Here is a 21,603-nt window from a genome sequence, read left to right on the forward strand (position 1 = left end):
CATGGAATTACAGCGCTTGGATGACCGTTTGCTGCCGGCCCCCCGGAAGACTTCACGTTAGGGGCAATTTAAGAGCCGCCCCCAACGCCTTAGGACAGTTTTCCGCCTTTCTTGGGCTCTGGCACAGTAGCCGGCTTGAACGGAAGTCGGCCAGCATTGCAGTAAGGGGGCAGGCTGCCATTTTCCAACATGATGTTGGCGTCGATCTTCAAAACCTTGATTGACGTTACGATCGAGGACAGAGCTTCAGCCGCGGCTTTACCCATGGGAGTGGAGTCGGTGCCAACGGATGCGAGAGTACCGGCGGGAGTCAAGCCAACCGTAAATTTCGAATTTTCCAGTAGGCCTGGGTCATAAGAGATAAGGCTGGCGGAGTTGGAGGGCGCGAGTTTCGTCTCTGTTATTTCGACGGCCGCGCAGCGCTCTTGGCCTATGCCCCCTGCATGACGCGTGATCTTACCGTCCTTGTCGAGAATGCGGTCGTACCAATAGGTCTCCTTGACCTCAGCGAGAGGGTAGTAGATCACCCCAGAGCAGACTTTCTCGTCGCTCTCTGCAAGCGTCTTCTGTTCGTCAGAGGAGAGTCTTTCGACTTGGCGGCATGCCAACGGCAGATCAGGCCTATTGACAATATGACCGGTACATCCTGTCACGATGAGAGCGCAAACAACCAGTGCTGAGGCTCTATGGGTCATCGCTCTGCTCCTTGAGTCGTTGGTATCAATGCCTTGATCAATGGTGGCACATTGGGAGTGTTTTTCTAGCAAATGGGCTAAAGGGCCGCAAGTTGGTGTCCAGGTGGGCTAGTCCCCCGTAAATTAGCTGATCGCTTTCTCGCGTCGAATAATCTAATCCGCTGAAGAGCTCGCTCGGGAATGGCCGTGTGGCGATGGAGGAGGCGTTCAAATGCGGACGTTAGGTTCCGGCAGCACGCGCTGCCGGGGTTGCTAGTGAGTGAAATTTGACTTTTAGCTTTAGTTAATCGGTTCTTCTGCTTTCATAGTCTCTAATGAGACGCATGGTTTCTGCAGAGATTGATCCCACTACCTCTGGGCAAAGACTTCTCGCGGTGAGATAGCTTTCATAACAAGAGTCAGAGGAATTCTGGCCTGAGGAGTTGATGATTCCATCCACCACGCTCAAAGTCGGCCCAAAGGCCTCGGCTTTTTTTAATGCAGACACTGCCTTGGTGAGGTCTTTGCCATCCTGCAGTGCGCAGGCCTTCACCCCGGCATACAGTGCAGTGCTAACACTTTTGTAACTATTTGCGCATTCAGCTGGGCTAGCACTGGCCTCGGTAAATTTCATGAGTAGTTCCGAGTGTGCAGCCGTATCCTCTGATCGAAGAGCATTGTTCTCATCAAAGACGGCGATAAAGGAGATCAATGTGAACACAGCGGCACCCATCTCGAGTATGGGGATGTCGGTAAACATCGGAGTGCCGAGGAAACCCCGCAGCGCGAACAAAATGCTCGCAATTGCCAGGGCTACGGCGCTCAGCCAATTCCCATTTACGAGCGCCGAAATGGCTAGGGTTAGTGCACAGGCGCCACCAAGAAGGGGCGCGAGGGATAGGTATTTCAAGAGTTCACCTCGTTGAGTTGTCGACTAACTGTGAGACTCCGTTCTCTAAATTACTTATCGGCAAAATTGAGTAGAACCTTTAACGATTTACGAGTTTTTTTATTTCCGGTGGAAGGTGACCCGGAGTGACATCGGTGACCCTGCAGTACGGTCGACTAGAGCTATCAAGCCGAACTCTTCGCCTCGCAAAGAGTAAACTATGGCTCTCCAGAATAGAGGAACTGGGAGTTGAGCCGAGAGTGAATGCTCAAGAAAATGTCCAGGCTCCTACTGCTGACTGTGCAAGCCGGTAGGGGGAGTAACTTCTCCTTGGTACGCTTATTGATGGTGCAGTGCCGACGCTCAACTATCTACTGTGAATAGCGCCTGTCGTTGTCACTGAGATAGTGGTAGTGGGATGGCAAACGTGAGGTTGATTGATCGGCCTTTTGGTTACAAAATAGAGCCCTCAATTTTTAAAAAAAGCGCCTGTGTTAGGAGTAGTCCGTCCCGAGTGGCGGCTGTGCTATGCGTGAGGTAATCGCTTCGCAGCAGCTATCAATCAGGCTTAGCCGTGAGCAGGACAAGCGGCTTCTCCTCACTCGTTAGGCTGAGAGGGCGAGAGCGTTGATGCTGTGCTTTCTATTGGGAGCTCCACCTTTGGTGGCTATCCGGACAAGACCTATACGGGCAGACTCTGATTCAGAGTGATGGTCAATCTGTACAGTGGAAAGGTTGGTTCGCCGCCAATGACATGATGACGCCGAGCCATTTCGGCCTCGCTTTTAGTCGCAGCTCTATCGCAATTTCTGCAGCCGCAGCTGACGCCCCCCAGAGTGGCAGGCGATCGCTCAGCTCGCCCAGGCACCACGTGAAATGACCTAACAAAAAATCTTGATTGTCGCCAACTTACCTGTGGGGCACCGGTCAGCAGCTGTAGGCGGTGTCCCTGGGGGCAGCCTTAAAGTGCTCCCCCTAATTGGGCAGGTTGCTTGAGATCGGCTACGGAGAGCTCGGCCAACTGACCGCAGCCTTTACTCTTCTGGCTCCACCGCATTCATCGCGTCGAGCTGCCCGCTCATACGATGCAGGAAGTCGATCAGCGTATCGACCTCATTATCGTCCAGTGCGGCCAGAAGAAGCCTCTCGCGTTCCAGCGCAGTCACCAGCACACGGTCATGTAGCTTTCGTCCCGACGTCGTAAGGGCGACGGTATAACGACGCGCGTCTTTTGCATCGACCTCGGTCACTACATGCCCATCACGTTCGAGAACCTGCAGCGCTCGGCTGACAGCACTCTTGTCTAGGCCAATAACCTGCACCATTCGATTGGCGCTGATGTGGTTTTCAACGGCAAGCAAAGCCAACAGGCGCCATTCCACAATCCCGATGCTGAAGTGCTTGCGGTAGCACGCTGATGCGCCGCTGGACATCTTGTTGGTCAGGAACGTGAGTAGCGCTGGTACGTACCGATCCAGGTTCAAAGGGGTGTCTCGCATGACGAACGGTTCCTGCTCGGCGGTCGAATTGGTTGACATCGCAACTAAAATGCTTAGGATGAGAATCACACAAAGATTCCGCGACCGCATCATAAGCGCTCGCGACACGACAATAAAAATAGAGGTGCCGTGCCATGTCTTGCCTAGTCCTATCTCCCCCTTTCTGATCTCAACGCTCACTCCATTCTCCCGGTAATCCGGCACCCTGCTGGCGAACCCGGCTGAACGTCCATTTGCTTTCAAACACTGCAAATCTGCGGTGGGGTTACGCTCATGCTCAAAGTTTGTGTCTCTCGGAAAACCGCTGAAGCGGAAGGCGTCTGCAGCTTCGAATTGACAGCAGCCAACGGTTCGGAGCTGCCCGCTTTCTCAGCAGGTTCGCATGTCGATGTTCATGTCGCTCCAGGTGTCATTCGGCAGTACTCGCTGTGCAATTCGCCGCAAGAGCGGGGTCGGTACGTGATAGCGGTGCTCAACGAACCGGCGTCCCGAGGTGGTTCCAAAGGCATGCACGCTGATGTCGTGGAAGGCTCCAGTCTGACCATCGGTCTTCCCCGCAACCTGTTTGATTTGGATCTGAGTGGCGAGCGCTATGTGTTGTTTGCCGGCGGCATCGGCATCACGCCTATCCTGGCTATGGCTCACACACTTCTCGTGGCACGGAAGAGCTTCGAACTCCATTACTGTGGTCGTTCGATTGAGCGACTCGCGTTCCTCGATCTTCTTAGTGACGTTCCCTTCGCGCCGCATCTTTTTCTTCACGTCGACAACGGCCCAGTTGAACAGCGTCTGGACGCTGCACAGATCCTTGCAACGCCGCGGCAGGGTGATCAGCTCTACGTTTGCGGGCCGTCGGGCTTCATGTCGCACATTCAATCCACGGCGCAAGCAGCCGGATGGACTGATGAGCAAATCCATCGCGAGGATTTCGCTGCGCCCCCGCAGGTGCTTGAAGGTGATCAGCCCTTCGAGATCGAGCTCTCGCGCTCTGGCCGCGTGATTGAGGTTCCTGCGCAAAAGACCGTTCTGGAAGTGTTGCTGGAGCACGACATCGAGATCGAGAGCTCCTGCGAACAGGGCATCTGCGGAGCTTGTATTACTCGAGTTCTGGCAGGCGAACCAGAGCATCGCGATCAGTACATGAACGCCGCAGAGCATGCGCGAAACGACAGTTTTACACCGTGCTGTTCCCGCTCCCGCAGTCCTCGCTTAGTCCTGGATCTGTGATTCCTAACAAGAACTTCCTGATAGCTGGAGATCGCTATGAGTACATCGCAAGCTCAGTCGCTCGCATATGAGGTTGGAGCTCCTGCCGAGCTGCCAAAATTCCCGCTGAACCAGTGGTATGTCGCAGGATTTGCCTGGGAGCTGAAAGACAAGCCGGTAGGCAGAACCTTGCTCGGCAAGCCGGTCGTGCTGTTCCGTACTGCTGATGGTCAACCCGCAGCTCTCGAAGATCGTTGCTGCCACCGAGCTCTGCCGCTGTCGCACGGCACGCTTGAGGAGCAGGGCGTTCGCTGTGGTTACCACGGCCTGCTGTTTAACGGCGCCGGGCAATGCCTGGAAGTGCCAGGACAGGCCAAGGTTCCGACGAAAGCCAAAGTTCCTGCCTACCACGTTCGCGAGCGCGATCAGATCCTATGGATCTGGTTCGGCAGTGCCGATCATAAAGAGCCGACCTGCGAACCGCCGGCCTACGATGTCCACACTAGCGGCGAGTATCTTTACGAGGGGGACGTCTATCACTACGACGCTCCCTACCAGCTCATCCACGACAACCTTCTTGATCTGAGCCATCTGGGATACGTGCATCTGCGCACCATTGGCGGGAACGCCAGCATCCACATGAACGCACAGATGCGCGTCGAGAGCGATGACAAGACGGTGCGGGTCGTCCGTCACATGCCGGACTCGGTGCCACCACCCACCTATACGGCGGCCTATCCCTTTAAGGGCAATGTCGATCGTTGGCAAGAAATTGAGTTCCACGTCACCCACCTCCGTATTTGGACTGGTGCGGTCGATGCCGGCACTGACTCGCTTGATGATCCTGCTCGTGGCGGCTTCCACATGCGGGGCTTCCATGGCGTAACTCCTGAGACTGAAAACACCAGTCACTACTTCTGGACTATCGCAACCAACCCGAAGAGCAATCACGAAGAGATCAAGGCGAAGGTCGTCGAACAGACCGCGATGACCTTCGATGAAGACAAGGTCGTCATCGAAGCTCAGTACCAAAACATGGTCGAGTTCGGGGTTGGGCCGATGATCGATATCCATGTCGACGTCGGCGCCAACCGGGCTCGCAAAATCATTGAGCAACTGCGCCAAGAATCTTGATGGTCAACCAGGAGGCGACCACAACAGCCTCCTCGCAACACATCTCACAGGGCGCCAACGGCGCATAGATGGAGGACATATGTCTGGAAATCGTGGTGTGGTTTATCTCGGCCCTGGCAAGGTCGAGGTGCAGAATATCCCTTATCCGAAAATGCAGGATCCGCAGGGCAAGCAGATCGATCACGGGGTGATCCTGCGCGTGGTCTCCACCAACATCTGCGGCTCTGACCAGCACATGGTGCGTGGCCGTACCACCGCTCCGGAAGGTTTGGTGTTGGGCCATGAGATCACCGGCGAGGTGGTGGAGATCGGCCGCGGGGTGGAAACCATGAAGATCGGCGACCTGGTCTCGGTGCCGTTCAACGTCGCCTGTGGCCACTGCCGCACCTGCAAGGAGCAGCACACCGGCGTCTGCCTGACGGTCAACCCGGCTCGCGCCGGCGGCGCCTACGGCTACGTTGACATGGGCGGCTGGGTCGGCGGCCAGGCCGAGTACGTTATGGTTCCCTACGCCGACTTCAACCTGCTGCGCCTGCCCAACCGTGACGCAGCTATGGAGAAGATCCGCGACCTTACCTGCCTCTCGGACATCCTCCCAACTGGCTACCACGGTGCGGTAACTGCCGGTGTCGGCCCGGGCAGCACCGTGTACATCGCTGGTGCGGGGCCCGTCGGCCTAGCAGCCGCCGCCTCGGCGCGCTTGCTGGGCGCTGCCGTGGTGATAGTCGGAGACGTTAACCCGACCCGTCTGGCTCACGCCAAGGCCCAGGGTTTCGAGATCGCCGACCTGTCCAAGGACACCCCGCTGCACGAGCAGATCGCCGACCTGCTGGGCGAACCGGAAGTGGATTGCGCGGTCGACGCTGTGGGCTTCGAGGCTCGCGGCCACGGACACTCGGGCTCGCAGCACGAGGCACCGGCCACGGTGCTGAACTCGCTGATGGGCGTGGTGCGGGTTGCCGGCAAGATCGGCATTCCAGGCCTGTACGTTACCGAGGATCCGGGCGCGGTGGACGCGGCTGCCAAGCAGGGCTCGCTGAGCATCCGCTTCGGACTGGGCTGGGCCAAGTCGCACAGCTTCCACACCGGCCAGACCCCGGTGATGAAGTACAACCGCCAGCTGATGCAGGCGATCATGTGGGATCGCATCAAGATCGCCGACATCGTCGGTGTGGAAGTCATCACCCTGGACGACGCGCCTAAAGGCTACGGCGAATTCGATGCCGGCGTACCGAAGAAATTCGTCATCGACCCGCACAACCTGTTCCGCGCCGCTTGACCTAGCACACCGGCTGCCGCCTCTTTGCCACGGGGTGGCAGCTTGTCAGCGCTTGGCCCATTTGGCCAAGCCCTTGCGTTGCACGCATAACAAAAACAAAAAGGTTTCCGATGAAAATCTCACGCTCCCTCCTTAGCAGGGCGGCTACGGTCGTCTCCGAAAAACCTCAAGCAGCGACTTGGGGGGCCATCAAATGAGCCAGTCGATCAGCGTTCAGCTTGATCAGAAGGACATGGGCAAATTTCAGTGGGTAGTCATCTCCCTCTGTTTCCTCATTAACATGCTTGATGGCTTCGATGTGCTGGTGATGGCTTTCACCGCGGCATCTGTATCGAGTGAATGGGGGCTTAGCGGCATAGAGCTCGGCTATTTACTCAGCGCTGGTCTGATCGGCATGGCGCTCGGATCACTTTTCATCGCGCCCTGGGCAGACAGATTTGGACGCCGTCCGCTGATTTTGCTCTGCATTTCGATCGCAGGTATCGGGATGCTTCTGTCATCGCAATCGACCTCTGTGACTATGCTCGGTGCATTGAGGTTGCTGACAGGATTGGGAATTGGCGGTGTGCTGGCCAGCAGCTACGTTATCGCCGGTGAATACGCCAACAAGAAATGGCGAAGCCTTGCGATCAGCCTGCAGTCGACTGCATATGCGCTGGGAGCAACCGTCGGTGGCGTGATTGCTGCTCAGATAATTCCGCATATGGGATGGCGCTCTGTCTTCCTCTACGGAGGTGTAGCGACGCTGCTCACGCTGCCAGTGATGTTCTTCCTGCTCCCTGAATCCATCGCCTACCTCGTTGTGCGTCAGCCTAAAAATGCCTTGGCTCGCATTAACCAACTTTTGAGCCGAGTTGGCATCGAGCAGATCTCAGACATGCCTAGGGTGGAGCAGGGCACCCAGTCCTCGCTACGCCAGACGTTTGCCGGATTGTTTTCGAAAGAGCTTCTGCGACCAACACTATTGGTATGGGCTGGCTTCTTCCTGGTGATGTTCGGCTTTTACTTCGTCATGAGCTGGACGCCGAAGCTTCTGGTCACTGCAGGCTTGTCGAACCAGCAAGGGATCACCGGAGGAGTACTTCTCAATGTGGGGGGTATTGTTGGGACTTCACTGATAGGCCTGCTCGCGGCCCGGTATCGCCTGTCGCGAGTGCTGATGAGCTATCTGATTCTTAATGCTCTCTTCCTCGCCGCGTTCGTTCACTTCACTTCAAACCTCAGCGTAGCCTTTGGTCTTGTGCTCATGATTGGCGTGCTGGTGAATGGATGTGTAGCGGGGTTGTACGCGCTGACCCCAAGCATTTACGGCCCTGAGCAACGCGTCACAGCGTTGGGCTGGGGTATCGGCATGGGCCGCGCGGGGGCAATTCTCTCTCCGTTAGTTGCGGGCCGGTTAATCGACGCCAACTGGAGTCCTGCGGATCTCTACCTGCTGTTCGCCACCGCTTTTGTCGTCGCGGCAGTCATCGTCTGGCTCATGAAAACTCAAGCAACGCCGCACGTCGCCCTCAAACCTGCAGCTTGATTCGTTCACCCATAAAAACAATAAGGTGACACCTATGAGCAATCAGTTTTTTAGCCTCGGGCTTGCTGGCCTGGGGGCGCTCTTCGCTTTACTTCCGCAAGGAGCTAGCGCGGGATTCGTAGAGGACAGTAGCCTAACTCTCACCGCCCGAAACTTTTACTTGGATCGGGACTACAAGGGCGAAACGCCATATTCAGCTGCCAGGGAGTGGGCCCAGGGATTCATCGTCAGAGCAAATTCGGGCTTCACTGAAGGTACGATCGGTATTGGTCTTGATGCCATCGGAATGCTGGGCCTCAAGCTCGACTCATCTCCTGACAGGACGGGCACCCAATTGCTTTCGTACAACCCCGTGACGCGAGAAGCGCGGGATGAGTACTCCGAACTGGGCTTGGCACTGAAGGGAAAGATTTCGAAGACCAAGCTTTCTGTGGGAACACAGTTTCCCGCTTTGCCCATCATTAATGCGAGCCCCGCGCGGCTACTCCCGCAGTCCTTCCGTGGGGCCTACATGATCTCCGATGACATTGACGGCCTCACGGCCCACGTCGGCCGCATGGATAGGGTCAATCTGCGCGATTCGACAGACTATCAGCCGATCGGATTGGCATCTCCCAACGGTCGCTTCCGGCCCGGAGCGACATCTGAGCGGTTTGATTTCTACGGAGGTGATTATCGCTGGTCTGACAATCTGACCTTGCGACTTTTCCATGCAGAGCTCCGTGACATCTACACCCAGGATTTCCTTGGGGTGCTTCACACGCTGCCGCTTGGGGACGGAAAGCTGAAGTCAGACATTCGCGTATTCAACAGCCGCGATGATGGTCAGGCCAGAGGCGGGAAGGTCGATAATCTCAATGTCGGCGGAATGTTCAGTTATCTCTGGGGTGGCCACAGCCTGGGCGTCGGTTACATGCGGCAATTTGGGGATACAGCATTTCCCTACATTGCAGGCGGTGAACCGGTGGTACTAAGTGACGGAACCATGAGTGCGGATTTCGTGAACCCGAAAGAGCGTACGTGGGCTGTTCGGTATGACTATGACTTTGCTGCGGCGGGGGTTCCCGGTCTTACAGGTATGATGCGTTACCTGCACGGCGACAGCATTGACCTACCAGCGTTGGGCGGCAGTGATCTCACTGAGTCGACCAAAGATTTCGAACTTGCATACGTCATCCAATCCGGGCCCGCCAAGGGCTTAGCATTTCGGGTGCGAGAGGCTTTCTACAGAAACCAACAAGGAGCGGCCTCGACCTTCCGAAGCGACAACGAGACGCGGATAAACGTGGATTACACGATCAAGGTCTGGTGAGCGGTAGGCTCTGCCCGCACATGGCGCAGGCAGAGCCTGAACTCATGCGGTATGACCGCCGAGAGTTTCGGCAACCCAGTCGGCAATGAATTGGCCGGCATTGATGCTGTTGTCGAAGCTGGAGTGCTGAACGCCACCTTCGCGATCTGTGAAGATTTTCAGTTCGCGCTTCGGGCTGCTCACCAATTGCTCGAAGGTACGGTGCGCCCACTTGAGCGGAATCTGCGAGTCCTTCTCGCCATGGGTGACCAGGAACGGAACCTTGATGCGGTCGAGGACGCCATCCAGATGCACGTTCTCCGAAATCCGCATGAAGTCATCGATGTCCTTCGCGCCCCACACCCAGCAAACGTGCGCCCAGTAGTGCGGTACAGGGAAGCTGCCTTCTTTCTCGAGGCGACGCTTCTGGACATCACGCCAATCGTGGTTAGCGCCCCACACTACACCGCAGGCAAATCGAGGCTCAAAAGCGACCGCGCGGGGGCAGTAGTAACCACCCAGCGAAACACCTTCCATGCCGATACGTTTTGCGTCCACTTCGGAACGGGTTTCCAGCCAATCGACCACACGACTTGCCCAGTGCTCGCTGTCGTAACGAGCGGTCAGCCCGTGCAGTCGTAGGGCTTCACCGGTGCCTGGCTGATCGATGATGAGAGAGGATACGCCGCGCTTGGCCAACCAGGCCGGCAGGCCGACGCGGTATTTCATTTCTTTAGTAGAGTCCAGGCCATTTACCTGAACCAGTAGCGGGGCCGCTCCCTCAATGCCTTCGGCGCGGACGTAGAGACCAGAGATCACTTTGCCTTCGTACGGGATTTCGACGCGCTCGCAATTCTCTTTCGACAGCTTTATGCCTCGAGCGAAGGTATCCAGGAAGCGTTGGTACAGGGCCTCACGACCGGGAGCGCCGTGAGCTTGGAGGCGCTCACAGGTTAGATAATACGTGGCGGCGCGACTGTACTTCTCTCCCGCGGAAAGCAGGCGGCCTGCAGACTCATCCTCTTCAGCGAGTCCACAGAGCTTATCGGCCATGTTGGCCCAGGTTTCACGGAAAGCAGCAGTACCGGCGGCATCGGGTTGTTTGGCTGCTTCTTGCAGGGGGGCGCACATCTCTTCGATTTCGCCCATGCGAGCACCCATCTCGATGGCGAGATCCACCGACAGGTTCCAAACGTAGTTGGTAGGGAAGTAACGGAACATGTTCTTGTTGTCCTTATGCGGTCGGAAAGTGAACCCGGAAACTTCAGGCACGCCGGGCACGATCAGGTCAGGACGTTATTCAGAGCAGTCAGTTTTGGCCAATCGCGTCTAGGGATGCGAGGTATCGTGAAACGCGATACTCCGTGTGAGAGCCAGCGCTAGAGATGTTGAATAGGTGGGTGCGCCATCTATTGAAGATGGCGCGTTTCCTAGAAGTAGATCGTTGGGTGACTCAGGAGGCTTTCGCTTCCTTCGATTGCTCACTGGCTTGGTCGAGCGAGCGGATAAACTCGCTAACTTTCTCCCTTAACCATCGATGCATAGGGTCACCGTCCATGCTGCGATGCCATTGCATGCTCTCACGCATAACGGGAATTTTTACTGGTGCAGGAAGGATTCGGAGGGGCAGGTATTTGGCGTACAGCTCCGCCAGACGGCTGTGCATGGTTGCGATGCGATGCGTGCCGACCAATAGCTGCGGTAGCGTGTTGAAGTCGTTGGTGATGACCTCAAGACGGCGCTTGAATCCGTACTGGCTCATGAACCAATCCTCAATGCTCAACTGCCTAGAGCGGCCGAACGCGACTGAGATGTGGCCCATATCCATGTACTGCTCCAGCGTCAGAGTGTCCCCGACAGCCGTATTTCCCTTCCATACAACACAGACGTGCTCCTCCTCGAAAAGCAGTTGAGAAGGGTGTCCCTCTATGAGATAGCGCTCAGGAACGAACATGAGGTCGACCTCACCCCGCAATGTCATTTCCACCGCCTGTTCACCAGGTGGATGCATTTCGAAGGTGATACCTGGCGCTTCTTTGTGAATGCGCTGGATCACCTGAGAAAAAAGAACGCTGATCAGATAGTCAGAGGCTATCAGGCGGAAATGGCGCTTGCTCGACGCAGGATCGAACACGGGCTTTGCAGTGATGGAGGAGCGTATGGTCAACAGCACCTCTCGCACGGGGCCAGCGAGCTCCAGTGCGTAAGGGGTAGGTTGCATTGACCTGCCAACTTGAACGAGCAGGTCATCCTCAAAATACTTTCGGAGCCGGCCCAGCACTCCGCTAGTGGCGGACTGGGTCATGTGAAGACGTTCGGCAGCACGGGTGATGTTCTGTTCTTCCAATAGCACGTCGAGGGCTACCAGAAGGTTCAGATCCAGATGATGAAAACGCATGGCGATGCATCTCGGTTCTTGTAGTTATTTTTGCGATACCTTCATGCGACATTCTCGATACGTCAAGGGATGAACCGCCCTAATCGTCGGAAACCCCCGTCTCGGCTTGTTTCAAGCCATGTATCGCGTTTCTGGATAGCTGCCATCCTGACTCGCGATTAGTCACCCCTACCTCTCCAAAGCAATCTCCGCTCCAGTCGAGCGGCATGCCTACCGCAACGACACCACCACCGGCTACGCCGCCGGATCATAATTTCAATGGAGTGGTAGCCATGAACATTCTTGGCCTTGATGCCTTGGTATTTGGCGTCGATGACCTGCAAGCCTGCGCTGATTGCCTTCGTGATTACGGGCTGTCGACTGTCCAGCTGGACGAAAACGGCGGCCATTTTGAAGCCTTAGATGGTTCGGCCATCATCATTCGTCGCCCTGATGATGCGGAACTCCCGCCAGCAATCGGCCCGGCGCCGTCTCTGCGTGAGACCATTTACGGCGTCGCCAGCGCTGCCGACCTCGCCGCCATCGAAGATGAGCTGAGCAGAGATCGCGAAGTGCGTCGTGACTCGAATGGTGCACTTCACACCGTCGACGATCTTGGGTTTGCGATTGCTTTCCAAGTTTCGTGGCGTCGCCACTTCGATGCTCCCGCTGATCTAACCAATGCTCCTGGTACAGCACCGCAGCGCCCCGTAAACCAGCCGGGCATTACTCCGACTATGAAAGCCCTGCCACGCACGCTTTCCCACGTCGTGTATTTCGTTCCCGATGTCGCGAAGGGGGAGGCTTTCTACCGTGATCGCCTGGGCTTCGTAACTACCGACAGCTTTGTCGGCGTCGGCCCGTTCATGCGTGCAAAAGGCATGGACGATCATCACTGTCTGTTCATGATTCAGACCCCGCCGCACATGAAGGGTTGCGAACACTTCACCTTCCATATGGGGAGCGGTACCGAAGTGCTACTTGCCGGCACTCGCTTCCAGGAGAAGGGCTGGACTAGCTTCTGGGGCCCTGGCCGCCACCTCTTCGGTTCCAACTGGTTCTGGTATTTCAACAGCCCCTTGGGCTGCCATATCGAGTATGACGCCGACATGGACAAGCACGACGATGCCTGGGCTGCTCGTCAGGCTCCGATGTCCGCAGACAACTCCCAGTTGTTCCTCTTCACCTCTCGCGAGAAATGGGCCCCGGGTGGCCCGCCGCCCAAGCAGGGCTAAGTCGTGAATCGCGGTGTATCGCTTTGTCCTCTTGATCGTTTGAAGGAGGGCGAGGCGCTCGGCTTCGATCCATTCGGAAGAGGCCGAGACACCCTGTTTGCACTTATGCATCGAGGTGAGGTGCGGGTCTACCGCAATAGCTGTCCCCACCTCGATGTGCGCCTCGAGTATCGAAAGGATCGATTCCTATCGGCCGATGGGCAGCGAGTCATCTGTTACGCACATGGCGCTCAGTTCCTGCCGGACAGCGGTAAGTGTGTTTTCGGGCCCTGCCTTGGGGAGTCGCTGACGGCGCTGGAGTTCAAGTGTGAGGGCGGGGTGCTCGTTCTTTGTCTCGATGAAACCGGCAATGCCATTGAGGTATCGCGCAGCGCGATAGGTCGCATCCGAGGACTCGATTAGTCAAATCCCACTGTGCTCTAGAAACTCAACCTAGGCACGAATAACGGCCGCGTCTAACCAGGATGCGGAGAACAAGAACAACACGTGTGAGTAACGCCATGAATACTGAAAAAGTACTTGTCGTCGGCGGTGGCATCGGTGGTCTGTGTGCCGCCATCGCCTTGCGCCGTAAAGGTATTGAGGTCGACCTGGTCGAGCTCAAGACTGAGTGGACTGTCTACGGCGTAGGCATCATCCAGCAGAGCAACGTCGTTCGCGAAATGGCCAAGCTGGGCCTGCTAGATGCATACCTTGACGCTGCCTACGCGTTCGAGGACGTCGGCATCTACACCACCGACGGCGTGCCGCTCGTACGTATCCCCGGACAGCGCCTTGCCGGCCCCGATTATCCTGCCAACGTCGGTATCTCGCGCCGTGCCCTACATAAGGTGCTCAGCGAGACGGCTATTGAGCTGGGTACCCAAGTACGACTTGGTACCTCCATTGAGAGCTTTGAGCAGGACGCTGACGGCGTTGACGTAGTGTTCAGTGATGGCAGTCAGGCTCGTTACTCGCTCGTGGTTGGGGCTGATGGTCTGTTCTCGAAAGTACGTAGCCTGCTTTTCGGCGACAAGTACCAGCCGCGTTTCACTGGTCAATCGGTTTGGCGCTACAACTTCCCTCGTCCTGCAGAGATCGATCACCTGGCCAACTATCAGGGCCCGTCCGGCAATGCCGGTCTCGTTCCTCTGGCAGATGACCTGATGTACCTCTTCACCACCTCTCACGAGCCAGGCAACCCCTGGATGGATGAAAGCTCGCTTGCTGCCGAGCTTCGCAAGCGTCTTGCTGGCTTTGGTGGCCTGATCGGTCAGTTGCGCGAGCAAATTACGGACAACTCCCAAGTTGTCTACAAACCGCTTGAAGCAGTTTTCGTCGATGAGCCTTGGCATCAGGGGCGCGTGCTCCTGATTGGCGATGCGGCTCATGCCACTACTCCGCACTTGGGGCAGGGCGCTGGTATGGCAATTGAGGATGCGGTTGTCCTGAGTGAAGAGCTGACTGCTGGCGGCACCGTGGCTGAGCAACTGCAGCGTTTCATGGATCGACGCTTCGAGCGCTGCAAGTTCATCAGCCAGAAGTCTCTGTTTGCCGGCGAAAAAGAAATGGAGCAAGACCGCCATTTCGACCGCATTGCTCTGGTCAAGCAAATGCTGGAGCTCACCGCTCGCCCCATCTGAGTAACCCATCAGGCGCGCCGTGCGTGGGCGCGCCTGATTGCAAGCCAACACTGACTTACAAAAACAATAATTGAGGTGACTTAAATGCTGTCTAGCAAGCGTGCACCCGCGCGGCCGTTGCCGCCGCTCAAGCCTCTGGCTTTCGCTATCTCGATCCTGGCTATAACCGCCGGGGTGCCTGACGCCCATGCTTTCGAATTCGACACTGGGAATCCTGATCTTCGCGCCCGCTGGGATAACACCCTGAAGTACAGCGCTGCTTGGCGCACAAAAGATCAGAGCGACAAACTGACTGAGGGGCAAACTGCTCTCAACCAGGACGACGGTGACCGCAACTTCGATAAGGGCCTGATTTCCAATCGTCTGGATCTGCTTTCCGAGCTGGACATCACCTACAACAACGTAGGCGCCCGTCTGAGCGGTGCAGCATGGTACGACGACGTTTATAACAAGGGCACTGACAACAACGACCCTTCACGCGCCAACAGCTACTCCGTGGACTACGACGAGTTCACCGATGACACCCGTACCTTGCATGGTCGAAAAGGTGAGCTGCTGGATGCCTTCATTTTTGGCAAGACCGACATTGGCGACATGCAAGCTTCGGGTCGCGTTGGGCAGTACGCAATGCAATGGGGGGAAAGTCTCTTCTATGGCATGAACGGCATCGCCGGCGGTATGGCCCCGATCGACGTGGTCAAAGGCCTGTCTGTACCGAACACCCAGTTCAAAGAACTCATTCGTCCGGTACAGCAGATCTCTGGGCAGCTGCAGATCACCCCTGACGTTTCGGTCGCCGCCTACTACCAGTTCGAGTGGGAAGCTAACCGCCTGCCGGCCGCCGGTAGCTACTTCTCCACCTCGGACACCTTTGGCGATGGCAACGAACGCATGTTCATCGGTGCACCGCTGTTCCCAGGTGCTCAACCGTTGGCGTTCTATCACGGCAACGACAAAGAGGCGAAGGACTCCGGTCAAGGTGGTCTGCAGGTTCGTTGGCGGACTGAGACCGTGGATTGGGGCGTCTACGCCATCCGCTTCCACGACAAGAACCCGCAGCTGAATGTTCGCCCGGACTTCGCGCACCTTAATCCTATGACTGGTAAGGCGGGTGAGTACTACTGGGTTTACCCGGAGGGGATCGAGGCTCTCGGGGCGAGCTTCTCTACCACTCTGGGTAATTTCAACGTTGCAGGTGAGCTTTCCACTCGTTGGAACCAGCCGTTGGCATCTACCAGCCAGCACGCTTTGGCTCCGGGTGAAGCGATCAACAACGACGATGACCCTGTTTACGCGACTGGTCGCACTCTGCACGCGAACCTGTCGTGGCTGTCGAGCCTAGAGCCGAGCTTCATCGCACCGGAAGCCAACTTCCTGGGTGAGATCGCTTGGAACCGAGTCATGAGCGTTAGCAAGAACCATGATGCTCTCGACCCGAATGCTGATCGCGACGCTACCAGCCTGCGCTTGGTTTACGAGCCCATGTACCGCCAGTTCCTGCCGGGCCTGGATCTGTCCGTACCGATCGGTGCCAGCTACACCAATGGCGCCTCCGAGGCACTGGGTACAGGTTTTGGCGCCGATCACGGCGGCGATATCAACATCGGCCTGAAGGGTAACTACCTGAATACCTGGAACCTGGGCCTCACCTACACGCACTACTACGGCCCGGAGAACACCTTCCTGGACGCAGACAACCACTACACCTTCGAACAGTCGCTCAAAGACCGCGACTTCATCGCTTTCACCGTCAGCCGTACGTTCTGACCGAGGAACCTTCGATGAAACACAACAAGAAGTTTGTTTCCCTGCTCACTGCCTTGAGCGCCTCGCTGTTCTTTGCACACGGAGCGATGGGTGCCGTTTCGGCTGATGAAGCCGCCAAGCTCAAATCGACGCTTACCCCGTTTGGCGCCGAACGTGCCGGAAACGCGGACGGCAGCATTCCCGAATGGAAGGGTGGCCTCACCCAGGCCGACCCCTCCTACAAGGATGGTGGGAAGCGTACTGATCCGTACGCAGCTGATCAGGCAGTTCTGACCATCACAGCTCAGAACATGGCTCAGTACGCTGACAAGCTGTCTGCTGGCACGCAAGCCATGCTGAAAAAGTACCCGGACAGCTACAAGGTCGTTGTGTATCCGACGCATCGTAGTGCCGCTGCGCCCCAGGCAGTGTACGACGCGACCTTCGCCAACGCGACCAGCGGCAAGTTGGTAGAGGGCCCTGGTGGCCCGATGCCGGAAGGTGCTGCTGGCGGCATTCCGTTCCCGATTCCGCAAAACGGCGCAGAGGCGATCTGGAACCACCTTCTGCGGTGGCGCGGCGCGTCCTGGCACGCGAGCTTCACCCAGTACCTCACCACTGCGGATGGCAAGCATGTGCTTACCAACGACTCCCGCGCAGATCTGCAAATGCCCTGGTACCTCCCGAACTTCAATAGCGACAAGGGCGTGTTCTGGTCGATCCGTATGACCAACGATGGCCCGCCGCTGCGTGCCGGCGAAGGCATTACCGGTCTTGAAAACCTCAATGCTGAGAAGACTGCTGCCTGGACTTATCTGCCGGGGCAGCGTCGGGTGCGTCGTCTGCCTAACGCATGCTGCGATACGCCGACACCTGCGACCGCTGGCGTAATGAGCTTCGACGAACTCTACGTCTTCAACGGCCGTATTGATCGTTTCGACTGGAAGCTGGTGGGTAAGAAGGAGATGTACATCCCTTACAACTCCAACCGCGTGTTCACCGCTGCTAGTCCGGAAGCTCTGCTCGATTCGCACCACATGAAGGCTGACGCTGTTCGCTGGGAACTACACCGTGTGTGGGTGGTTGAAGCCACGCTGAAAAGTGGTGCGCGACACGTAATGCCGAAGAGCACCTACTACCTCGACGAGGACACCTGGACTGCAGTCCTGGGTGACCGTTACGACGCCCGCGGTCAGCTCGCAAAAGTCCTTTGGACTTCGCCCGTTGTTCTGCCCGACCTGCCGGGTACTGCGTCGCTCACCACTGGCTTCTACGACCTGCTCTCTGGGGCTTGGTTCGTAGGCGACGTCTTTGCTGGCAAGAGCGAGCAATACCGCATCGTTCCGCCGTACAAGGATTCGGTGTTTACCGCCGATGCAATGGCGGGCGAAGGCGTTCGTTGATCGATCTCGGTGGGGCGTGAGCCCCACCTGCTTTACATAAGAACAAAGAAAGGTTGCGTGCGATGAAGAAGATAGTCTCCGGCTTGCTGCTGGCAGCAAGTTGCACCCTGTCGCCTGCCTGGGCGGTGGATACGATGGATGTCCTCTCCCAGCCTGCCGTGCTTGGGGCTCAGTCCCTGCAGGCAGTGCTTTTGGATATCAGTCAAGCCGGTTCGCGGCTGGTGGCTGTCGGCGAACGCGGGGTGGTGCTGCTATCTGATGATGGTGGCCAGCATTGGCGCCAGGCTGCGAACCCAGTTAGCGCCACTCTGACCAGCGTGCAATTCGTCGATGCAAAGGATGGCTGGGCTGTCGGTCATTCCGGTGTGGTTCTTCACAGTAGCGACGGCGGCGAAAGCTGGCATTTACAGCTCGACGGGAAGCAGGCGGCCGCTCTGGAGTTGAAGGCTGCACAGGCATCTGGGGACGCTGGTCGAATAGCCGCTGCCCAACGACTTACTGCAGACGGCGCCGACAAACCTCTGTTGGTCGTGAACTTCGTCGATGCGCAACGTGGTGTCGTTCTCGGGGCATATGGCTTGGCGATGATTACCGAGGACGGAGGAAAAACCTGGCGGTCGTGGATGGGTGAAGTACCCAATCCCAGAGGTCTTCATCTCTATGCGATGGCTCGCAGTGGCGACGAGATCATCATTGCGGGGGAGCAGGGGCTACTGCTGCATTCGGCTGACGGCGGCCTGACATTCGACTCAATTGAGGGGCCATATGAGGGCAGCTACTTTGCTGCTGCCATCTTGCCGGATCGCCGTGTGTTGGTGGGCGGGCTGCGAGGCAAGCTTTTCTCGTCTGTCGATAGTGGCGCCACATTCCAGCCTGTCGAAAACCCGATCCCGGCTTCTCTCAACGCAATTCGTGTTGTTGGCGATCACCTGTTCCTGGTCAATCAGGCCGGCATGCTCCTGCGAAGCGGGCTTACCGATATTCGCCTCCAGCCAGTCCCCGTATCCGATGGGCTCCCCTTGGCGGCTGCCACCCAAGCTGCCGACGGCGCATTAGTTGCCGTTGGTATGGCCGGCGCCCGTCGGCTGGCACCTTCCTCCAATACCAAGACCGCGGACTGAGCCATGCAAGTACAGACCTCCCCGACGCCGTCCACCGGTAGTCTCGACAATTTCGACAGCACTTCAGGCTCCGTGCTTGAGCGTGCTCTGTTCAACCATCGCGCCCTGGTTCTTCTGCTGTGTCTTGCGGCGACCTTGCTCCTTGGCTGGCAAGCGACGCGCCTTACGCTCAATGCCAGTTTCGAGAAGATGATTCCCCGTGAGCATCCATTTATCGTCAATTACCTGGAGCATCGCCAGGAGCTGGCGGGCTTGGGAAATGCGGTGCGAATTGCCGTGGCAAACCCGAGCGGCAGCATTTACGACAAGAATTACCTGCACACCCTGCAGCAGATCAACGATGAGGTTTATCTGCTGCCGGGTGTCGACCGTGCCGCAATGAAGTCCCTGTGGACTCCTTCCACTCGCTGGACAGGAGTAACGGAAGAAGGGTTGGAAGGCGGCCCGGTGATTCCCGATGGCTATGATGGCGGTGCTGCTAGTCTCGAGGCCCTGAAACGAAACGTGGAACGTTCCAACGAGATTGGTCAGTTGGTGGCGTTCGATCAGCGCTCCACAATCGTTTATGTACCGTTGCTGGAGCGAACTCCCGACGGTCAGCCGCTTGATTACACCGTCTTCGCACATGAGCTCGAGAAGGTACGAGCCACCTATCAAGCGCAAGGTGTTGAGATCCACATCACCGGTTTTGCGAAGGTTGTTGGCGATCTGATTGATGGCCTGAAGCAAATCCTGATCTTCTTCGCGGCTGCCATCGCCATCACTGCTGCGGTGCTGTACTGGTACACCCGCTGTGTTCGCAGCACCTTCCTAGTAGTGACTTGCTCACTTGTCGCGGTGATCTGGCAACTCGGCCTGCTGCCGTTGCTTGGATACGAGCTTGATCCGTACTCCGTCCTGGTTCCGTTCCTGGTGTTCGCAATCGGCATGAGCCATGGCGCCCAGAAGATGAACGGCATCATGCAGGACGTCGGACGTGGCATGCATCGCCTGGTTGCCGCACGTTTCACTTTCCGTCGACTGTTCCTTGCAGGCCTGACCGCTCTGCTGTGCGATGCCGTTGGCTTTGCGGTGCTGATGATCATCAAGATCCAGGTTATTCAGGATCTGGCAGTGATCGCCAGTCTGGGCGTTGCAGTTCTCATCTTCACCAACCTCATCTTGCTCCCGGTACTGCTTTCCTATGTCGGTGTGAGCCAGCGAGCTGCTCGCCGCAGCCTTCGCGCTGAAGAGGCTGAAGCTAGCGGCGAAGAGAAGCATGCAGTTTGGCGTTTCCTTGATCTGTTCACCCGCAAGCGCTGGGCCACTGTATGCGTGATCGTGGCAGCTCTCATGGCTGCTGGTGGGTACGCCGTCAGTCTCAAACTGAAGGTTGGCGATCTGGATGCCGGCGCACCTGAGCTTCGTCCGGACTCTCGCTACAACCGTGACAACGGCTTCATCACTCAGCACTACGGAGCAAGCAGTGACGTGTTTGCCGTAATGGTGAAAACGCCGGCAGGTGAATGCTCTGCCTACAGCACGCTGAAGCGTGTAGACGATCTTGACTGGCAGCTCCGTGGTTTGGAGGGTGTTGATTCGACCAACTCTTTGGCGTTGCTGAATCGTCGAGTTCTGGTCGGCCTTTCTGAAGGCAACCCCAAGTGGTACGAGCTGGTAAACAACCAGGCGACTCTGAACATGGTTACAGCCGGAGCGCCGCGTGGTCTCTATAACGATGACTGCAGTCTGTTGACCCTCTACGCCTATCTCAAAGATCACAAGGCCGACACCCTTACTCGGGTCGTCGAAAGTGTTGAGGGATTCGCGAAAGCTAATGACACCGAGCACGCTAAATTCCTGCTAGCTGCAGGTAGCGCGGGTATCGAGGCAGCCACCAACATTGTCGTGAAGCAGGCCAACCGCGACATGCTGTGGTGGGTCTATGGGGCGGTAATTCTGCTGTGCCTAGTAACCTTCCGCTCCTGGCGTGCAGTGCTCTGCGCTGTGCTTCCGCTCGTGCTCACTTCGATTCTTTGCGAAGCCTTGATGGTCGCGCTAGGAATGGGAGTAAAGGTTGCGACGCTCCCGGTCATCGCTCTTGGCGTGGGTATTGGCGTCGACTATGCCCTCTATGTGATGAGCATCGTTCTGGCCCAGTTGCGCCAAGGGGCGAGCCTATCCGAGGCTTATTACCGAGCACTGCTCTTCACCGGAAAGGTCGTGATGCTCACCGGCGTGACCCTCGCAATTGGCGTTGGTACCTGGATCTTCTCTCCCATTAAGTTCCAGGCGGACATGGGCGTTCTGCTGGCCTTCATGTTCGTCTGGAACATGGTTGGCGCCCTGGTTCTGCTGCCGGCATTGGCTTACTTCCTCCTTCCAAGACGTGCTGCCGAAGCAACGGCAGCTACGGCCTCTGTGCCGCATAACCTCGAAGAGGTTCACCACGACCGCAATTGCTGTAAGTCCCACGCAGCTGCTCCCCTGGCGTAATCCAGGGGGCAGAACGTCCGCAACATAACGACAAAAACGAGGACATCTAAATGGCCCGCTTCACCTGCCTGCTGCCCGCTTTTTTTAACGAACTAGCTAATGGTCTTGCCTGTTTTGGTGCTTG

General features: G+C 57.1%; 17 protein-coding genes. 12 read left to right on the plus strand and 5 right to left on the minus strand.

Annotated features, from left to right (window positions below):
• Positions 1-89 precede the first annotated feature (89 nt).
• The 3 genes from MJ122_RS23945 to MJ122_RS23955 form a co-directional block, all read right to left on the minus strand.
• On the minus strand, positions 90-695 hold the full coding sequence (locus tag MJ122_RS23945) for a hypothetical protein (protein WP_239746262.1): 606 nt from the start codon (positions 693-695) through the stop codon (positions 90-92).
• A 283-nt stretch (positions 696-978) separates the two neighbouring features.
• Positions 979-1,584, minus strand: a complete 606-nt coding sequence (locus MJ122_RS23950) for a hypothetical protein (protein WP_239746263.1) — start codon at positions 1,582-1,584, stop codon at positions 979-981.
• A 1,013-nt stretch (positions 1,585-2,597) separates the two neighbouring features.
• Positions 2,598-3,242, minus strand: a complete 645-nt coding sequence (locus tag MJ122_RS23955; RefSeq protein ID WP_345772984.1) for a MarR family winged helix-turn-helix transcriptional regulator — start codon at positions 3,240-3,242, stop codon at positions 2,598-2,600.
• 93 nt (positions 3,243-3,335) lie between these two features.
• On the opposite strand from MJ122_RS23955, the gene MJ122_RS23960 reads away from it, so the two are divergent.
• The 5 genes from MJ122_RS23960 (at position 3,336) to MJ122_RS23980 (ending at position 9,521) form a co-directional block, all read left to right on the plus strand.
• On the plus strand, positions 3,336-4,289 hold the full coding sequence (locus MJ122_RS23960; protein ID WP_239746264.1) for a PDR/VanB family oxidoreductase: 954 nt from the start codon (positions 3,336-3,338) through the stop codon (positions 4,287-4,289).
• 36 nt (positions 4,290-4,325) lie between these two features.
• Positions 4,326-5,402: an aromatic ring-hydroxylating dioxygenase subunit alpha gene (locus tag MJ122_RS23965; RefSeq protein ID WP_239746265.1), complete on the plus strand. Its 1,077-nt coding sequence runs from the start codon at positions 4,326-4,328 to the stop codon at positions 5,400-5,402.
• A 79-nt stretch (positions 5,403-5,481) separates the two neighbouring features.
• Positions 5,482-6,681, plus strand: coding sequence for a formaldehyde dehydrogenase, glutathione-independent (gene fdhA, locus MJ122_RS23970; protein ID WP_169939640.1), 1,200 nt, complete (start codon positions 5,482-5,484; stop codon positions 6,679-6,681).
• A gap of 193 nt (positions 6,682-6,874) precedes the next feature.
• Positions 6,875-8,209 carry an MFS transporter gene (locus tag MJ122_RS23975; protein ID WP_239746266.1) on the plus strand — a complete coding sequence of 445 codons (1,335 nt, stop codon included), beginning with the start codon at positions 6,875-6,877 and terminating at the stop codon, positions 8,207-8,209.
• Positions 8,210-8,243: 34 nt separating this feature from the next.
• Entirely contained in the window at positions 8,244-9,521 is a 1,278-nt protein-coding gene (locus MJ122_RS23980) for an OprD family porin (protein ID WP_239746267.1), read from the plus strand.
• A 42-nt stretch (positions 9,522-9,563) separates the two neighbouring features.
• On the opposite strand, the gene MJ122_RS23985 is transcribed toward MJ122_RS23980, so the two are convergent.
• Together MJ122_RS23985 and MJ122_RS23990 are read right to left on the minus strand one after the other, a co-directional pair.
• Positions 9,564-10,721, minus strand: a complete 1,158-nt coding sequence (locus MJ122_RS23985) for a prolyl oligopeptidase family serine peptidase (protein WP_239746268.1) — start codon at positions 10,719-10,721, stop codon at positions 9,564-9,566.
• 232 nt (positions 10,722-10,953) lie between these two features.
• The gene (locus tag MJ122_RS23990) at positions 10,954-11,898 is read right to left on the minus strand and encodes a LysR family transcriptional regulator (RefSeq protein WP_239746269.1); all 945 of its coding nucleotides are present in this window, start codon (positions 11,896-11,898) and stop codon (positions 10,954-10,956) included.
• Between the two features lie 272 nt (positions 11,899-12,170).
• On the opposite strand from MJ122_RS23990, the gene MJ122_RS23995 reads away from it, so the two are divergent.
• The 7 genes from MJ122_RS23995 (at position 12,171) to MJ122_RS24025 (ending at position 21,479) form a co-directional block, all read left to right on the plus strand.
• A complete protein-coding gene (locus MJ122_RS23995) occupies positions 12,171-13,112 on the plus strand; it encodes a VOC family protein (protein ID WP_169939635.1) in 942 nt (313 codons plus the stop codon).
• Positions 13,113-13,115: 3 nt separating this feature from the next.
• Positions 13,116-13,514, plus strand: a complete 399-nt coding sequence (locus MJ122_RS24000; RefSeq protein WP_239746270.1) for a Rieske 2Fe-2S domain-containing protein — start codon at positions 13,116-13,118, stop codon at positions 13,512-13,514.
• A 98-nt stretch (positions 13,515-13,612) separates the two neighbouring features.
• Positions 13,613-14,734 (plus strand): FAD-dependent oxidoreductase, encoded by a 1,122-nt coding sequence (locus MJ122_RS24005; protein WP_239746271.1) that lies wholly within the window; start codon positions 13,613-13,615, stop codon positions 14,732-14,734.
• Between the two features lie 84 nt (positions 14,735-14,818).
• Positions 14,819-16,501 carry a DUF1302 domain-containing protein gene (locus MJ122_RS24010; RefSeq protein ID WP_169939632.1) on the plus strand — a complete coding sequence of 561 codons (1,683 nt, stop codon included), beginning with the start codon at positions 14,819-14,821 and terminating at the stop codon, positions 16,499-16,501.
• Between the two features lie 14 nt (positions 16,502-16,515).
• Positions 16,516-17,883, plus strand: coding sequence for a DUF1329 domain-containing protein (locus MJ122_RS24015; RefSeq protein WP_239746272.1), 1,368 nt, complete (start codon positions 16,516-16,518; stop codon positions 17,881-17,883).
• Positions 17,884-17,945: 62 nt separating this feature from the next.
• Positions 17,946-19,004: a YCF48-related protein gene (locus MJ122_RS24020; RefSeq protein WP_239746273.1), complete on the plus strand. Its 1,059-nt coding sequence runs from the start codon at positions 17,946-17,948 to the stop codon at positions 19,002-19,004.
• Between the two features lie 3 nt (positions 19,005-19,007).
• Positions 19,008-21,479: an MMPL family transporter gene (locus MJ122_RS24025; RefSeq protein WP_239746274.1), complete on the plus strand. Its 2,472-nt coding sequence runs from the start codon at positions 19,008-19,010 to the stop codon at positions 21,477-21,479.
• The last annotated feature ends 124 nt before the right edge of the window (positions 21,480-21,603 follow it).

Origin of the sequence: Pseudomonas sp. DP-17 (assembly GCF_022380625.1) — a bacterium.
Classification (GTDB): Bacteria; Pseudomonadota; Gammaproteobacteria; order Pseudomonadales; family Pseudomonadaceae; genus Pseudomonas; species Pseudomonas nitroreducens_A.

Bases quoted from the DNA above. Each gene is read 5' to 3' on its own strand.
- MJ122_RS23945 (WP_239746262.1), bottom strand. From the start codon at position 695: ATGACCCATAGAGCCTCAGCACTGGTTGTTTGCGCTCTCATCGTGACA.
- MJ122_RS23960 (WP_239746264.1), top strand. From the start codon at position 3,336: ATGCTCAAAGTTTGTGTCTCTCGGAAAACCGCTGAAGCGGAAGGCGTC.
- MJ122_RS23965 (WP_239746265.1), top strand. From the start codon at position 4,326: ATGAGTACATCGCAAGCTCAGTCGCTCGCATATGAGGTTGGAGCTCCT.
- fdhA (WP_169939640.1), top strand. From the start codon at position 5,482: ATGTCTGGAAATCGTGGTGTGGTTTATCTCGGCCCTGGCAAGGTCGAG.
- MJ122_RS23975 (WP_239746266.1), top strand. From the start codon at position 6,875: ATGAGCCAGTCGATCAGCGTTCAGCTTGATCAGAAGGACATGGGCAAA.
- MJ122_RS23980 (WP_239746267.1), top strand. From the start codon at position 8,244: ATGAGCAATCAGTTTTTTAGCCTCGGGCTTGCTGGCCTGGGGGCGCTC.
- MJ122_RS23985 (WP_239746268.1), bottom strand. From the start codon at position 10,721: ATGTTCCGTTACTTCCCTACCAACTACGTTTGGAACCTGTCGGTGGAT.
- MJ122_RS23990 (WP_239746269.1), bottom strand. From the start codon at position 11,898: ATGCGTTTTCATCATCTGGATCTGAACCTTCTGGTAGCCCTCGACGTG.
- MJ122_RS23995 (WP_169939635.1), top strand. From the start codon at position 12,171: ATGAACATTCTTGGCCTTGATGCCTTGGTATTTGGCGTCGATGACCTG.
- MJ122_RS24005 (WP_239746271.1), top strand. From the start codon at position 13,613: ATGAATACTGAAAAAGTACTTGTCGTCGGCGGTGGCATCGGTGGTCTG.
- MJ122_RS24010 (WP_169939632.1), top strand. From the start codon at position 14,819: ATGCTGTCTAGCAAGCGTGCACCCGCGCGGCCGTTGCCGCCGCTCAAG.
- MJ122_RS24015 (WP_239746272.1), top strand. From the start codon at position 16,516: ATGAAACACAACAAGAAGTTTGTTTCCCTGCTCACTGCCTTGAGCGCC.
- MJ122_RS24020 (WP_239746273.1), top strand. From the start codon at position 17,946: ATGAAGAAGATAGTCTCCGGCTTGCTGCTGGCAGCAAGTTGCACCCTG.
- MJ122_RS24025 (WP_239746274.1), top strand. From the start codon at position 19,008: ATGCAAGTACAGACCTCCCCGACGCCGTCCACCGGTAGTCTCGACAAT.